The following is a 14,666-nucleotide window of genomic DNA, read 5'->3' as shown; positions in this document are numbered from 1 at the left end:
CCTTCACCCTGGTGCCCACCACGCGGGTGATCCCGCAGGACGTGCCGACCATCGGCCGGATCCGGGAGATGCACTTCCCCGAAGGGGGGCGGCAATCTGCTCGTGATCCGCAAGGAGAACGCCGGACGCTGCGCCGACGCACTCAACACAGCGCTCAACGCCGCCCGGTACCCGTTGATCTGCACCCTGGACGCCGACTCGGTCCTCGAGCCGGATGCCCTGCTGCACATCGCGCGCCCCCTGGTGGAACAACCCGACGACGTGGTGGCTGCCGGCGGGGTGGTGCGCCCCTCCAACGGCATGGTGTTGCGCCGGGGCACGATCGAGTCGGTCACCCTGCCGCGGCGACTGATCGTGCGTGCCCAGATCGTGGAGTACCTGAGGGCGTTCATGCTCGGCCGGATCGGCTGGAGCTGGCTCAACAGCGTGCTGATCATCTCCGGCGCCTTCGGGGCCTTCCGCCGTGAGGACGTGGTGGCACTGGGCGGGTTGCACCCCGAGAGCCTCGGACAGGACGCCGACCTGGTCGCCTCGCTGCATCACATGTTGCGTCGGCAGAAGCGCAAGGACTACAAGGTCGTGATCGTGCCACAGGCGGTCTGCTGGAGCGAGGCGCCGCAACATCGTCGCGACCTGCGTCGGCAACGCCGGCGATGGGCTCACGGGTTGGGTCAGGTGCTCTGGCACCAGCGCTCGGCGATGCTGCGGCCACGATTCGGCCGCTTCGGGCTGCTCGTGCTGCCGTACCACGTGCTGTTCGAGATGCTCGGCCCGGTGGTCGAGGTGCTCGGCCTGCCGGCCGTGCTGGCGGCCTGGTGGCTGGGGCTGCTCAACCCGCTGTACGCCCTGACCGTCTTTGCCATGGCCATCGGTTTCGGCATGCTCGTCTCGCTGTCCGCGGTGCTGATCGACGAGGTGTCCGAGCGGCACTACGACCGGTGGCGTGACCTCGTTGCGCTGATCCTGGCGGCGTTGTGGGAGACCACGGCGTTGCGGGTGATGATGTCGTGGTGGCGAGTGCAGGGCCTGACCGATGCGATGCGCCGGCGGCGTTCGGCCTGGGCGTCGATGCCCCGAGTGGGCTTCTCCCGCGCCCACTGAGGCGCCCGCGCGGGTGAATCCTGAGGCAACCGGCCTCAGGATGATCACACCGGGTTGGTCGGTGACGACTGGTCGGGTGTGACCGAACTTGGGGGTGTGCCCGCCCTCGCCGCTGGCGCCGCACAGGTGCCTCCGGGCGAGGCCGAGGCCGCGCATGATCGCCTGCGAGCACTGGCTCTGGCCGCGCTCGTCGACCAGGCTCCGGCCGCGCTCGGGGCCTTCGGCGTCGACGGGAACGAGCTCGTGGCCAACCCGCGGTACCGCGAGCTGGTCGACCGGGGGATTCACGTCGCAGCCGCCGGTGCGCCCGGCAGCCGCGAGCGCGAGGTCAGCCTGGACGGCGCGACCTACCTGGCCCTGGCATTCCCGATCACGGCGAGTCCGGGTGGGGACCTGCTCGGCCATGGCGAGGTGCTGCTGGACGTCAGCCAGCGCCGCCTGAGGGCGATCAGCTCGGCCATGATCGAGCTGGATCAGCTGAAGAACGACCTGATCACCACGGTCAGCCACGAGCTGCGGACCCCGTTGAGCAGCATCCTGGGGTACTGCGAGCTGCTCAACGACGGCGAGTTCGGTGACCTCGATCCGACTGCGCGGCAGATGATCGACGTCATCGCGCGCAACAGTCGCCGGCTGTCCCGGCTGCTGGCCGACCTGCTCCTACTGGCCCAACTGGATTCGCCCTGCCCACCGGAGACGGGATGGGGACAAGTGGACTTGGTCGAGCTGCTCACCCAGGTCTCGGGTGCGACGTCCGCGCAGGCGTTGGCCGCCGGGCTGCACGTGACGCTCGACATCGACACCACTGCGTCGGCGGTCTGGGTTCAGGGCGACCGTGCCCAGTTGCGTCACGCCCTGCTCAACCTCGCCTCGAACGCTGTGAAGTTCTCGACTGCCTCGGGCACGGTGAGGTTCCGCCTCGCCGTTCGCGGGCCGGATGCCTTCCTGGAGGTGATCGACGATGGAATGGGAATCCATCCCGAGGATCTGCCGCGGTTGGCCGACCGGTTCTACCGCACGAGTTCGGCGCGGACCCAACAGGTTCAGGGGGCTGGGATCGGGCTGTCGGTGGTGCAATCGGTTGCGGCCCGCCACGACGGTGAGCTCGAGCTCTGCTCCCGACCGGGTGAGGGTACGACCGCGCGGGTGCGCCTACCGCTGACCGGCCATCAAGGGTGAGGCCGGTGGTCCCCTCCCTCAGGGAACTGCCGGCCCATCTGGCATCGCCTGATGTCAAGCAGCCTGCGCCGAGGGCCGATGCCCTGTGCGTGAAGCTGTCGGCTGCCCTTCCGCCCTGGCTGCGCACTGTTGCCCGGCTGACCGCCTTCGCGGTGGCTTATGCGCTGTTGGCCCTGCTGGGCCGGGCGATGGCGTTCCCCAGCGGGACGGTGGCCTACGGCCCGGCGTCCGGCTTGGCCATGGGGGTCTTGCGGCGCACCGACGCGCGGCGTTGGCCGGCCTATCTGGCGCTCCAGGGCGCCACCGACGTCATGGTCAACCGAGCCTTCGGCCTGCCGCTCAGTACGGCGCTGGCATTGGCCGCCGCCGACGGGTTGCAGGCTCTGCTCGGCGCCGTCCTGTTGCGCCGACTCGTGGCCCGCGATCTGACCTCCGGCTCGCCCCGGTGGGTGATGCGCGGGCTGATCCCGATCGCCGTGGTCTCGGCGGCGGTGGGGGGCTGCATCGCGACCGCCGCTGTGGTGCTGACCTCGACGATTGGTGTCGCCGCGGCCGAGGTGTGGTGGTCGTGGGTGGCCGCCGAGGCGTTCGGCACCGTGAGCGTGGTGCCGGCCGTCGAAGTGGTGTACCTGTGGCATCGCCGCCGTGCGCTGCCGTCGGTCCGAGAACTGCGGGAGGGCGGGGCGGTCGTCGCGGCCCAGATCGTGCTCGCCGCGGTCTCCCTCGGATTGCTGGGGCACGGCGACCGCCTGATCGAGCAGCCGGTACTGCTGTTGCCGCCGTTGTTCTGGGCCGTGGTCCGGCTGGGGCCGCGATGGACGGCCCTCCACCTGTGGTGCCTGAACACCGCCCTGGTGTGGGCGACGGCGACGGGTCACGGACCGTTCACCCGCGAACCCTCCGAGTACCTGCAACGCTCGTCGGTGCAGGTGTTCTGCCTGTTCAGCATCGTGGTGTGTCTGATCATCGCCGAGATCATCGCCAGCTGGGAGCGGGCCGAGGCCGGCGTGCGCAACCGGTCCTGGGCGCTGGAGAACGCGATCGAGGGCATCGCCTTCATCGGCCAGGACGGCACCTTCACCACCGTGAACGCCGCCTACGGCGCCCTGCTCGGCTGCGAGGCCGACGACCTGATCGGCACCGACTGGTACGCCACGGTGCACCCCGATGACCGGCACGTGCTGGACGAGCTCATCCTGCAGGCTCGCTGCGAGGGCAAGGCCCACGCCCTGGTGCGGGCGGTGCGCCGCAACGGTAGGACGTTCAAGCAGGAGATCACCCTGATCGCCCCTGACGAACCCCAGCCGGCGGCCCTGCACTGCTTCGTGCGGGACGTCAGTGAGCGGCAGGCGGCGATCGATCACCTCGACCAGTTGTTCCGGCTCTCACCGGAGCTGCTCTGCCTGATCGGGGTCGACGGCCGTTTCGTGCAGCTCAATCCGGCGTGGTCGGAGCGGCTGGGCTATCCGGCGTCCGAACTGCTCGGGCGCAGTGTCCTCGACCTGGTGCACCCCGAGGACGCAGATCGGACCCTGCTGGAGATCAAGCGGACGCTGACCGGCACCGAACCCCGGAGCTTTCAGAACCGCTGCCTGACCTCGGCGGGGATCGATGTGTGGCTGCACTGGAACTGTGCTGTGGACGACGACCGCTCCGTGGTCTACGCGGTCGCCCACGACATCACCCCCACCAAGCTCACCGAACAGGCCCTGGCTCATGCCCGGGACCAGGCCCTCGAGGCCTCTCGGTTGAAATCGCAGTTCCTGGCGACGATGAGCCACGAGATCAGGACCCCGATGAACGGGGTGATCGGGCTGTCCGAGCTGCTCGGCGCCACCGTGATGGACCCGGAGCAGCAGCGCTATGTCGAGGGCATCCGTTCGGCCGGAACCGCGCTGCTCAGCGTGATCAACGACATCCTCGACTTCTCCAAGATCGAGGCGGGCCGGTTCGTGCTGGACGCCATGGACTTCGAGGTCTCGACGGTGATCGAGGAGGTCGTCGGCCTCACCGGCCAGGCAGCCCATGCCAAGGGGCTACAGCTGATCATCGACGTCGATCCCGGCCTGCCCGCGCGGTTGTGCGGCGACCCGAACCGGTTGCGCCAGGTGTTGTTCAACCTGGTCGGCAATGCGATCAAGTTCACCGCCGAGGGCTCGGTGACGATCAGACTGGACCGGCTCGACCCGGCCGAGGCGGGGCTGGACGCGCTCACCGAGGACGCCGACACCGATACCCGTGCCGGTGTCGAGACCGAGACCCGATCCCGCATCGCGGTTCAGCTCGAGGTCAGTGACACCGGGCTGGGGATGGACGCCACCACCGTGGCGAAGCTGTTCCAACCGTTCACCCAGGCCGACGCCTCGACCACGCGCACCTACGGCGGCACCGGCCTGGGCCTGGCGATCAGCCGCCAGCTGGTGGAGGCCATGGGCGGCTGGATCTCGGTCCAGAGCGCCCCGGGAGCGGGTACCACCTTCCGTGCCGCGGTGCCGCTGACCCAGGTCGCGGCCTCGGCGGAAGGTGACGGCGAGGCGGCCCGGGTCTTGATCGTGGACGACGACGAGGCCCGCCGGACGGCGCTGGTCGGCCAGGTGCTCGGCTGGTCGATCGCGGCCGAGGCCACCGGTGACCCGGAGCATGCCCTCGACCTGTTGCGGCAGTCGGCCTCGCTCGGCACGCCGATCGAGACCGTGGTGATCGAGATGAACCTGACGGGCACGACGGGTCTGAGAGTGGCCGACGAGATCGCCGCTCACCCGGGAATCCCTGCCGTCCGGGTGGTTCTGCTGACCTCGGGGGAGGGCATCGACGAGAGCGAGGCCCGCACCGCCGGCGTCCAGGCAGTGCTGATCAAACCTGTTCCGGCGCCGGTTCTGCGGGCTGCGCTCCAGGCGGCCGATCGGTCGCAGCCGACCCCCGGGGCGCCGGCGGCGGTCGAGACCGAACGTCCGCAGTCGGGGGGACTGCTGCTGCTGGTGGAGGACAACGACATCAACCAGACGGTGGCCGTCGGGATCCTGCAACGACTGGGTTACACCGTGGACGTCGCCTCGGACGGTGTCCAGGCGCTGGAGATGGTCGCCGGTCGGCCCTACCAGGCGATCCTGATGGACTGTCACATGCCGCGGCTGGACGGATACGCCACCACGGGCGAACTGCGCCGCCGACCGGACGTCGCCCACATCCCGATCATCGCGATGACCGCCGGGGCGATGAAGGAGGATCGCGACCGGTGCCTGCAGGTCGGTATGGACGACTACCTGTCCAAGCCGATCCGGACGCACGATCTCGAGGTCACCCTGGAACGGTGGGTGGGCCGGGTTCACGAGCCGGACGACGTCCAGCCCGACGCCCAGCCCGACGTCCGGCCCGATGCCCAGCCCGATGTCCAGCCCGACGCTGTGCGCACGCCGAGCCGAGTGTCGATTCCGACCCAGCGGCGATCCTCGGTGTCGAGGCGCTTGGACGAGCTCACGGGCGATGCCTCACCGGCCGAGGTCGAGCTGGTGCAACGGATCGCCCGGTCGTTCCTCGATCGTGTCCCGGATCTGGTGACCGGGCTGGACGCGGCCTTGGCTGCGCGGGACGACGCGCTCGGGCACCGTCTGGCCCACAGCCTCAAGGGCGCGGCGGCCAACCTCGGTGCGGACGATCTCGCGCGGGTGTGTCAGCAGATCGAGCAGCTGGCCGAGCAGGGTCTGCACGATCAGGCCCTGGTCGAGCGCGAACGGCTCGACCCGGCACTGGACCGGGCCTGCTCCGAGATCTCGGGCTACCTGGACGCTCAGCCGGTCGGCTGACCCGTCCCGATGATGGCCGCGCGGTGGGCGATGGCCCGTTCCACCCGGTGGACCAGGTCGCTGGTCAGGAACGGCTTGACCACGTAGTCGTCGGCGCCGCAGGCGTAACCCCACTCGAGGTCGCTCTCGGTGTCCCGGGCCGTCACCATGATCACGGCGGTGTGCGCCAACGTGGCCTCGGCGCGCAGCGCCTGGCACACCTCGATGCCCGATCGCACCGGCATGAGCCAGTCCAGCAGGACGACGTCCGGGCGCAGCTTCAGGGCCGATGCCAGGGCTGCCCCGCCGTCCGACTCGGCCCACACGTCATAGCCGGCTCGATCGAGCACCGTGAGCATGAGCTGGCGCAGGTCGGGATCGTCGTCCACCACCAGGGCAGTCGTCATGGCCGAGGTATCGGCGGATTCCGCCGAGAACTCGAGACCTCGACGTGTTCAGGACTGGCGCAGGACTGCGTCAGATCTGGTTCAGATCTGCTTCAGATCTGGTTCAGGACATGGCGTCGTAGGCCGCGCTGACGGTTGCGGCCCGGATCCCCGAGGCCTTCACTGCCGCCATCTGCGCAGCGAAGGCGGCCGGCGTGACCGAGTACTGGTCCCCGCCCTCGGCCACCCCGTGGTAGACCAGGATCACCCAGCTGCCGGAGTTCTTGGCCTGCTCCACCCACCCCGCCACCGTGGCGGCGTCCGTTCCCTGCAGGACGTAGTGCATGGTCAGCGCGGTGCGGTTGATCGCGCCCCGGGTGTTGAACCCGCCATCGGTGGTGCGCGCGGTCGTGTAGTACTTGCCGGCCTCGGCCGCCACGGCGGTGTTGTAGGCGCCGAAGGGATAGGCGAGCGAGCGGATGGTGCCGAAGTTGGCCTCCAGCGCTGTCTTGCTGCCCGCCAGTTCGGCGGTCAGGGCGCTGGGCGACAGCGAGGGCAGGTTGGCGTGCGTGGCGCTGTGCGAACCCAGTTCGTGACCTCGACCCTGCAGGGCGGCGGCCTGGGAGACCGACATGTAGCCACCGGCACCCACATTGCTCGAGATCAGGTAGAACGTGGCCGGCAATCCGTGGGAGGCCAGCACCGGGGCAGCGTTGTCGTACTGCGAGGTCAGCCCGTCGTCGAAGGTGATCGAGACCATCCCGTTGGTGGCCGGGACCGGGGCCGGGGTGGTCGGTGCCGGTGCGGGGGTCGTCGGCTCGGGGGCCGGCGCAGGCGCCGGTGCCGGTGGTTTCGGGGTGGCGGGCAGACTGCGCAAGGTCAGCCGGACGTCGTCCAGGTCGAGGGTGCCCGTCGTGGTGAGCACCCGCTCCATGCTCAGGCGGGTGACGCCGCGGGGCAGGGTGAAGGTGACACCGCCGGCCCGCCAGCCCCGGGAGGCGGCGGAGGCCGGGAAGGTGCGGTAGAGCACCGATCCCTTCGTGGTGGTCATCCGGGCGCGCAGCACGCTGGCCGAGCCACGGTAGTAGTCGCGGTAGCTGTAACTGGCGCCGGACCGGACGGCGACCGGCGCGAAGGCCCATCCGGCGACGCCGGATGTCCGCTGCGTCACCGTGGTGCGGACGTACCGCCGGCCGGCGTGGGCGCCGCCCGAACGGTAGGTGAAGACGCGGCGGTTCGAGCCCGAGGTGACCTGCACCCAGGACGACGGTCGGGTTCCCGAGCGGGTCTCGACGGAGGGGTTGGGTGCCAGATTCCGTACTGTGGCAGCCTGCGCGGCCGTGCTCGGCAGCAGGGTCGAGGCCAGCGTGATGACGAGTGTGCCGAGCGCAGCGAAACGCCCGCGCTTCCCGAGTCGGCGGTTCACGATCCCCCCAAGGGGTGACGGTGCGCCCTGAGGCGTAAACCCCTGGCGCACATCAGTTTTGTGGCGTTGAGGTGATGGTCCATCACGTGAGGTAGTTGTGATGAAACGGACCATCAACACCACCTCAACGCTATGTCAGAACCCCGCTCAGGGAGGGTGAATTGCGGAAATCGATGTCGACGTCACCGATACGTCGGGACGGCGCGCGTTGTGTGTCGGTGATGACGTTGGGTGGGCATAGGGTGGCCCTGTTCGACCGAGGTGCGACGAGGACGGAGTTCTTTGGCAGTGGCAGAGAAATGGCGGCGGTGTGACAGGTGCCGCAAGGTCAAGCCGGTCGACGACTTCGCAGGTGCCGAGCCCAGCTGTCAGGGCTGCCTCGCACCGGTCACCACGGGGACGCCGCGCACCAGCGCCCGGGCGTCCGCGGTGACCACGACCCGCGCAGCGTCGACCGCAGCCGGAAGTGTGGGAGTTCTTCTGGGAACCCCGATCCGAGATCTGCGCGGCAAGGGTGATCCCGAGGTCCGATCCCGGCGTGCCCGGGTGCGGGCGCTCGACCGGTTGGCCGAGCGGTACGCCGAGGATTTCGATCTGTTCCTGGCCGAGGAGCGTCGGGCCGAGGGCTTCTAGTCCCCGGGGCTCCCGGTGGCGGGGGCGGCAGGTGCTGCGGCAGGTGGTGTGTTTCACCCGCTGGCAGGTGCCGGTGGGGGGATGACCACGTTACCGTCCTGCCATGGCCAGCCCTCCCGCGCGGAGCGAGCCCGAGACGGCGTCGTCCCAGGTGCGCGAACGGATCGCCGCTGCCGGTCGGGAGCTGTTCACCGCCCAGGGCTACGAGAACACCACCGTCGAGGCCATCGCCGAACGGGCGGGCGTGGCGCGGCGGACCTTCTTCCGCCACTTCCGGGCCAAGGACGACGTCGTCTTCCCCGATCACGAGCGAGTGGCCCAGATGGTGCAGGCGCACCTGGACGCCCTGGGTGACGTCCCGCCGTTGCGTGCGGTGTGCAGCGGGGCGCGGATGGTCCTGCGCAGTTACGTCGAGGACGCCGCCGTCTCGATCCAGCGGTACCAGCTGACCCGGACCGTGCCCGCGTTGCGCGATCGTGAGATCGCCTGGGTCTCGCGCTACACCCGCCTGTTCAGCACGTACCTGCAGGTGCGGCTGGGGGAGGGGGCACAGGCGGCGCTGGCCGCGGAGGTCGCAGCCGCGGCGATCGTGGCGGCCCACAATCACGTGCTGCGCGGCTGGCTGACCAGTGGCGGGGGCGCCGACCCGTTCGCCGATCTGGAGCAGGCGTTCGACTGGGTCGTGGCCCGGTTGCAGCCCTCGTCGGAGGCTTCGGGAGCGGGCGAGCCGGAGAACGTGGTGGTCGCCGTGTTCCGGGCCGGCGATCCGCTCGGCGATGTGATGCAACGCATATCCCGCTCTCTGTGACCGTTCACCGACGGGCAGGGTGCCGCTCGTCCGACAGGCACGCCGACTCGGGATACTGGGCGGGCTGTAGACCCTTGCGTATCTGCATTGAGTGCCGTAAGTATGGCACTCAGTGCCACACGTGATGTGAGTCTCGACGGGGAGGCTCCGAAACGGCACGGGAGTGGAGGACGGCAACGATGACGCCCCTGACTCTTGCGAAGCGGCCGGCTGGACCGGATCGCAGCGAGCTTTTCGTTGTCTCGACCCACAAGGTGCGTGACCGCTCCGGGACCGGTCCGAGCCAGTGGGTGCCCTATGGAACCGAACATGCGTGGCAGCCGGGGACCCGGCGCACCCTGTGCGGGGAGTTCATCGGCGGCTGGACGGTGTTCTGGGAGCGGCGCTTCTCGGCGCGACCGGCTGCTGCCTGTCCGGCATGTGTCGAGATGACGCTGCCGGAGGACTCGCGTAACCGGCTCGACCGCATCGAGCACTCCGCGGCGTCCTGAACCGGCGAGCGCGCCCGGGCACCACGTCGAGCCCTGTGGCCACGGCGGGTGCCGCGGGCGCGGTCATGGCGTGGATCGCCGCGGTGTTGCTGGTCGACGCCGTCGATCCGGCCATCGTGCCCGGCCTCGGGGATGGGCCGCCGTCCTGGTTCGAGCCTGCCCGGCAGGCGGTGCTGGGGGTCGGGACCTGGTTGGTGCTGGTCGGTGTCCTGCGTCGGGAGTCCGCCCTGGTTCGCGTGCAGACGGGGCTGGTCGTGCTGTTCGCCACCGCGGTGGAGTACACCTTCTCGCCCCTGCTGGAGGCCTACGTCTACCGGATCGGCACCGTTCCCCCGTTCGTGCCGCCGGGTCACGGGCTGGTCTATCTCGCGGCCCTGTGGATCGGGCGCTCGCCCGTGGTCCGCGCCCACGCGCGCCTCGCGGTCGCCCTGACCGTTCTGGTCGGTGGTGCCTGGGCGGTGATCGGCCTGATGGGTGGGCTGGGGGGCCGGCACGACGTCCTGGGCTGGTTCTGGTTCCTCTGCCTGCTGGCGTTCCTGCGGTGGGGCCGCAGCCGGCTGCTCTATGTCGGCGCCTTCGTCGTGGTCGGCTTCCTGGAACTGACCGGGACGGCGCTGGGTACCTGGACCTGGGCCGAGGTCGACCCCGTTCTGGGGCTGATCGGTCAGGGCAATCCACCCTCCGGCGCCGCTGGGGGGTACGGCTGGTTCGATCTCTATGCGCTGCTGCTCGCTCCCCGGGTGCTGGTCTGGTGGCGCGCCCGGGCTCGCTATGCCGGGTCGGACCCGCGCGGGGCGAGCACCGCGAGCACCTCGTCGTGCAGCAACCCGTTGGTGGCCAAGGCGTTCCCGCCCGAGCAGCCGTCCGCGCCGTCGAGTGACGTGAATCGTCCACCTGCCTCGGTGACCACGGGCACCAACGCCGCCATGTCGTAGAGCATGAGCTCCGGCTCGGTGGCGATGTCGACCGCCCCCTCGGCGACCAACATGTAGGACCAGAAGTCGCCGTAGGCCCTGCTGCGCCAGACGGCGCGGGTCAGGCTGCGGAACTGATCGCCTCGGTCCAGGTCCTCCCAGGACTCGTACGAGGAGTACGACAGCGAGGCGTCCCCGACCTTGCCGACACCCGAGACCGTCAGCCGCCGCGCCGAGGACAGGCTGCGTCCGGTCCAGGCGCCGGTGCCCTGGGCCGCCCACCATCGTCGGTTCAGCGCGGGCGCGGACACCACGCCCAGCACCACCTCGTCCTCCACCATGAGGGCGATCAGGGGTGGCCCAGACCGGGACGCCGCGCACGAAGTTCTTGGTGCCGTCGATCGGGTCGACCACCCAGCGCCGGACGCCGTGGCCCGTCGGGGCGAACTCCTCGCCGACCACCGCGTCCCGGGGGCGGCTGCGCTTCAGCTGGCCGCGGATGATCTCTTCGGCGGTGCGGTCGGCATCGCTCACCGGCGTCAGGTCGGGCTTGGTCTCGACGTGCAGATCGACGGACTGGAACCGGGACGTGGTGTGGGCGTCGACCATGTCGGCGATCACCAGTGCGAGCCGCAGATCATCGTCATAGCCGGCCACGTCGCTCCTCGGGTGTGCTCGGTGTCGGGCCGCGGCACTGCCGGTCCGAGTGTGCTGGTAGATCCGGGGTCAACCCCGGGTCGATGCCGGCTCGACGCTACCGCCCTGTCCGGCCATTTCTCCGGTGAACGCGGCGGGCCTGCGGTTGACTGACGTATCAGGCGACGTATTGTCATCCCCGGATCAGGCGATCCGCCAGGGCCGGTACGCCGGCTTGCCGACAGGAACGAGGGTTCTCGTGTTCGACACCGTGTTGGGGTTGCCCCTACATCCTCTGGTGGTCCACGCCGTGGTCATCCTGCTGCCCCTCGCGGCCGTTCTCACGGTGGCCGTGGCAGCGATTCCCGGCTGGCGACGCTTGGCTCCCTACCTCGCGGTGCTGAACGGCGCGGTGGTGGTGGCTGCGATCACGGCCGTGCAGTCGGGTGAGAGCCTCGAGCGCCGGGTGGAGCAGCTGAGCCGGCCCGCCGAGCTGCACGACCACGCCGAGTGGGGCGAGAAGCTGGTGCCGCTGGCGATCGCGCTGTTCCTGGGTGCCCTGGTGATCTGGTACACCCGCACTCGACCGACCCTGGCCAAGGTCGTGGCCGGCCTGGCCCTCGTGGGTGCCGTCGGCACCATCGCGCTGACCGCCTATGTCGGGCACAGCGGCGCCACGATGGTGTGGAAGGACATCATCGCCAACACCAAGGCCATCGGCGAGGGTGGCGAGGCGGTCGCCAAGTAGCCGGCTCGCCGCGTCGTCCGGCCCGGGTCACCAGGACCCGAGGTGCTCCCGAGCCCACAGCGCCGCCGACGTCCGATCGCCGACGCCCAACTGGCGGAACACGCTGTTCAGGTGCACCTTGACCGTGCGCTCGGCGATGCCCAGTGCTCGGGCGATCTGCTTGTTCGCCATGCCCTCACCCACCAGGGCGAGCACCTCGCGCTCTCGGGGACTGAGCCGTTCACCGGCCGGCTGCCCGGCTCCCGGCAGCAGCGCCTTGGTCACCCGGGGGTCCAGCGGGGCCTCGCCGCGCGCCGCGGCCAGCACACCGGCGACCAGCTCACCCGGCTCGGAGTCCTTGAGCAGGAAGCCGACCGCTCCGGCGTCGATGGCGCCGCGCACCCGGGGTTGCTCGGCGAATGAGGTCAGGATGACCACTGCCGTCCCGGGCCTGGCCTCGAGCACGGCCCGGGTGGCGGCGATGCCGTCCATCACCGGCATCGACAGGTCCATCAGCACCACATCGGGGCTCATCTCGGTGACCAGCTCGACCGCTCGGGCACCGTCGGCGGCCTGTCCGACCACGCTCACCTGCCCGCTGCCGTCCAGCAGCGCGGCCAGGCCGGCCCGCACCAGGGCGTGGTCGTCCACCAGGACGACGCGGACGGCGGGCTGGGTGCTCTCGCTCACGGGGTGATCTCCAACCGCCATCGGGTGCCCCGGGCCGGGGCAGTGGACACACGCAGCGTGGCGCCGTGTTCGCTCGCCAGATCGGCGAGCAGACGCAGGCCGAAGTGGCCCTGGGTCGCCGTCCCGTCGAGGGCGGCCTGGCTGACCCCGGCGCCGTCATCGGCCACCTCGAGCACCACCAGGGCGCCCTCGGCGTGCAGCGAGACCTCGGCTCGGCCCGCGCCGGAGTGCTTGAGGATGTTCCGCAGACACTCCTGGGTGGTGCGGTACACCAGGCGTTGCCGCTGTTCGTCCAGGTGGGTCGGTGCGTCGGGGTCGACGTCGACGATCACCTCGATACCCCGGCCGCGGAGGCCGGCGCCGAGGTCCTCCAGCGCGACCGCCAGACCGGCGCTGGTGAGGTTGGGCGGGTAGATGTCCACCAACAAGGTGCGCAGCGAGGCGACGCTCGCCCGCACGGCACTCGCTGCGGAGCGCAGGTGAGCGGCCTGTTCGCCGTCGCCGCGAGCCGAGGCACGTTCGGTGGCACCCGAGACCAACAGCGATGCGGCGACCAGTTCCTGCACGACCCCGTCGTGCAGGTCGGCCGCGATGCGACGCCGCTCGTCCTGCGAGGCGTCGATGGCGTGCTGCAGCAGCAGCTCGCGGGACACGCGTGCCCGGCGCAGCCGGTCGAGCAGGGCCCAGAGCAGGGGAGTCATCAGGACGACGAAGAGCAGCAGGGTCGAGATCATCGTGCCGCCGAAGCCGCGCCACAGGTTGACGGTGCGGTCGGTCACGGTGCCGTAGTCGGTGTAGGTCTCGAACAACAACGGCTTGCCGGTGGGCGTCCACACGGGCCGGTACACCTCGACCAGACGGCCCTGGTCGCGTTCGAGGCGATTCTCCTGGGGGGCCAGGTCGCTCACCTCGGCCACCGTGGCCGGTACGGCGAGGACGGCGCGTTGTTCCTCGCCGAGCGGGAACGTCTCACCGATCAGGGCGGTCTCGTCGGAGTACAACACCACGCCGTCGGGGGACCAGATCTTCACCCGGACGAAGTCGTTGGACAACACCCGCTCGCGAACCACGACATCGAGCCGCTGCCGGGCGGCGGCGTCACCGTCGATCAGGGCGTCCTCCAGGGCGGGCATCACCACCGCACGGGCCAGCTGATCGGTGAGGTGAGAGGCGTCGTTGAGCGCCTCGCGCTCGGCCATGCTCCGCACCACGACCACACCGACGGCGCCGACCAAGACCAGCACGGCCAGCGCGGCACCGATCACCTGCAGGACGACACGCCGCACCTCGACCGGCTCGCTCTCGGCACGGGCGGAGTCCCCTGTGGTCAGGGTCCGCCAGGGCAGGGCCTCGACCGGGGAGTCCTCGTCGGTGGGGGTGCTCATCCCTTGCCCTTACCGGAGTTGTCCGACCCCGAGTTGTCCGACCCCGAGTTGCCCGACCCGGACTTGTCCGACCCGGAGTTGTCCGACCCGGACTTGCCGGAGCCGGACTTGCCGGAGCCGGACTTGCCGGAGCCGGAGTTGCCGCCGTGACCGCCGGAGTCGTCGCCGGTCTCGGTACCGCTGCCGTGGTCGTCGGTCGTGGCACTGCGGGTCGACGTGGTCGTCGACCGGCTGCTGCTGGTGCCGTCGTCCGAGCCGTGCCCGCCGCCCGTGGATCCGCCGCTGTGGTCATCGGTGGCCGAGTGGCTGGTGGGGGAGGAGGTCGAACGCGACGCGGCGTCGTCGCTGGGTGAGGCGGTGGGCACCACGGAGGCCCCGGCCGGGATCATCGCCGGCACCCGCTGGCTGAAGGTGTCGTTGCCGGCGACCCCCAGGATGGCGGGGACGGCGGCGATGGCGGCGGCGACGGTCAACAGGGCGGTGCGCTTCATCGGGAGCTCCTGGCGAG

General features: G+C 70.3%; 12 protein-coding genes and 1 pseudogene. 7 read left to right on the top strand and 6 right to left on the bottom strand.

All coding sequences use genetic code 11. The features are described from left to right. Positions 1-174 precede the first annotated feature (174 nt). From IPK24_23480 to IPK24_23470, 3 genes are all read left to right on the top strand, one after another. Positions 175-1,101, top strand: a complete 927-nt coding sequence (locus IPK24_23480) for a glycosyltransferase (protein MBK8078426.1) — start codon at positions 175-177, stop codon at positions 1,099-1,101. A 78-nt stretch (positions 1,102-1,179) separates the two neighbouring features. Next, positions 1,180-2,280 carry a hypothetical protein gene (locus IPK24_23475; GenBank protein MBK8078425.1) on the top strand — a complete coding sequence of 367 codons (1,101 nt, stop codon included), beginning with the start codon at positions 1,180-1,182 and terminating at the stop codon, positions 2,278-2,280. A gap of 5 nt (positions 2,281-2,285) precedes the next feature. Next, complete coding sequence (locus IPK24_23470; protein ID MBK8078424.1) at positions 2,286-6,083, top strand: response regulator; 3,798 nt, start codon at positions 2,286-2,288, stop codon at positions 6,081-6,083. Here IPK24_23470 and IPK24_23465 read toward each other — a convergent pair. Further along, positions 6,068-6,469 (bottom strand): response regulator, encoded by a 402-nt coding sequence (locus IPK24_23465; protein MBK8078423.1) that lies wholly within the window; start codon positions 6,467-6,469, stop codon positions 6,068-6,070. The two genes, IPK24_23470 and IPK24_23465, sit on opposite strands and share 16 nt — an antisense overlap. A 103-nt stretch (positions 6,470-6,572) precedes the next feature. Further along, positions 6,573-7,874 (bottom strand): polysaccharide deacetylase family protein, encoded by a 1,302-nt coding sequence (locus IPK24_23460; GenBank protein ID MBK8078422.1) that lies wholly within the window; start codon positions 7,872-7,874, stop codon positions 6,573-6,575. 468 nt (positions 7,875-8,342) lie between these two features. Between IPK24_23460 and IPK24_23455 the strand changes: the two genes are divergently transcribed. The 3 genes from IPK24_23455 (at position 8,343) to IPK24_23445 (ending at position 9,806) form a co-directional block, all read left to right on the top strand. Next, positions 8,343-8,507: a hypothetical protein gene (locus IPK24_23455; GenBank protein MBK8078421.1), complete on the top strand. Its 165-nt coding sequence runs from the start codon at positions 8,343-8,345 to the stop codon at positions 8,505-8,507. Between the two features lie 103 nt (positions 8,508-8,610). After that, on the top strand, positions 8,611-9,315 hold the full coding sequence (locus IPK24_23450) for a TetR family transcriptional regulator (GenBank protein ID MBK8078420.1): 705 nt from the start codon (positions 8,611-8,613) through the stop codon (positions 9,313-9,315). Between the two features lie 254 nt (positions 9,316-9,569). Then, entirely contained in the window at positions 9,570-9,806 is a 237-nt protein-coding gene (locus IPK24_23445; GenBank protein MBK8078419.1) for a hypothetical protein, read from the top strand. A gap of 769 nt (positions 9,807-10,575) precedes the next feature. Here the strand turns inward: IPK24_23445 and hisN are convergent. Then, a pseudogene (gene hisN / locus IPK24_23440) lies at positions 10,576-11,329 on the bottom strand (histidinol-phosphatase). Between the two features lie 286 nt (positions 11,330-11,615). Here hisN and IPK24_23435 point away from each other — a divergent pair. Next, a complete protein-coding gene (locus IPK24_23435; GenBank protein MBK8078418.1) occupies positions 11,616-12,104 on the top strand; it encodes a hypothetical protein in 489 nt (162 codons plus the stop codon). Between the two features lie 27 nt (positions 12,105-12,131). On the opposite strand, the gene IPK24_23430 is transcribed toward IPK24_23435, so the two are convergent. Genes IPK24_23430 through IPK24_23420 form a run of 3 tightly spaced genes read right to left on the bottom strand, consistent with a single transcriptional unit; the run spans position 12,132 to position 14,649 of the window. Beyond that, complete coding sequence (locus tag IPK24_23430) at positions 12,132-12,794, bottom strand: response regulator transcription factor (protein MBK8078417.1); 663 nt, start codon at positions 12,792-12,794, stop codon at positions 12,132-12,134. Next, complete coding sequence (locus IPK24_23425) at positions 12,770-14,158, bottom strand: integral membrane sensor signal transduction histidine kinase (protein MBK8078416.1); 1,389 nt, start codon at positions 14,156-14,158, stop codon at positions 12,770-12,772. Before IPK24_23425 ends, IPK24_23430 begins: the two co-directional genes overlap by 25 nt. After that, positions 14,155-14,649: a hypothetical protein gene (locus IPK24_23420; GenBank protein MBK8078415.1), complete on the bottom strand. Its 495-nt coding sequence runs from the start codon at positions 14,647-14,649 to the stop codon at positions 14,155-14,157. Before IPK24_23420 ends, IPK24_23425 begins: the two co-directional genes overlap by 4 nt. Between the last annotated feature and the right edge of the window lie 17 nt (positions 14,650-14,666).

The sequence above is a fragment of the Kineosporiaceae bacterium genome (assembly GCA_016713225.1).
Lineage (GTDB): Bacteria > Actinomycetota > Actinomycetes > Actinomycetales > Kineosporiaceae > JADJPO01.
Note: the sequence above shows the minus strand (reverse complement) of the source record. Positions and strands in the feature narration are given on the sequence as shown.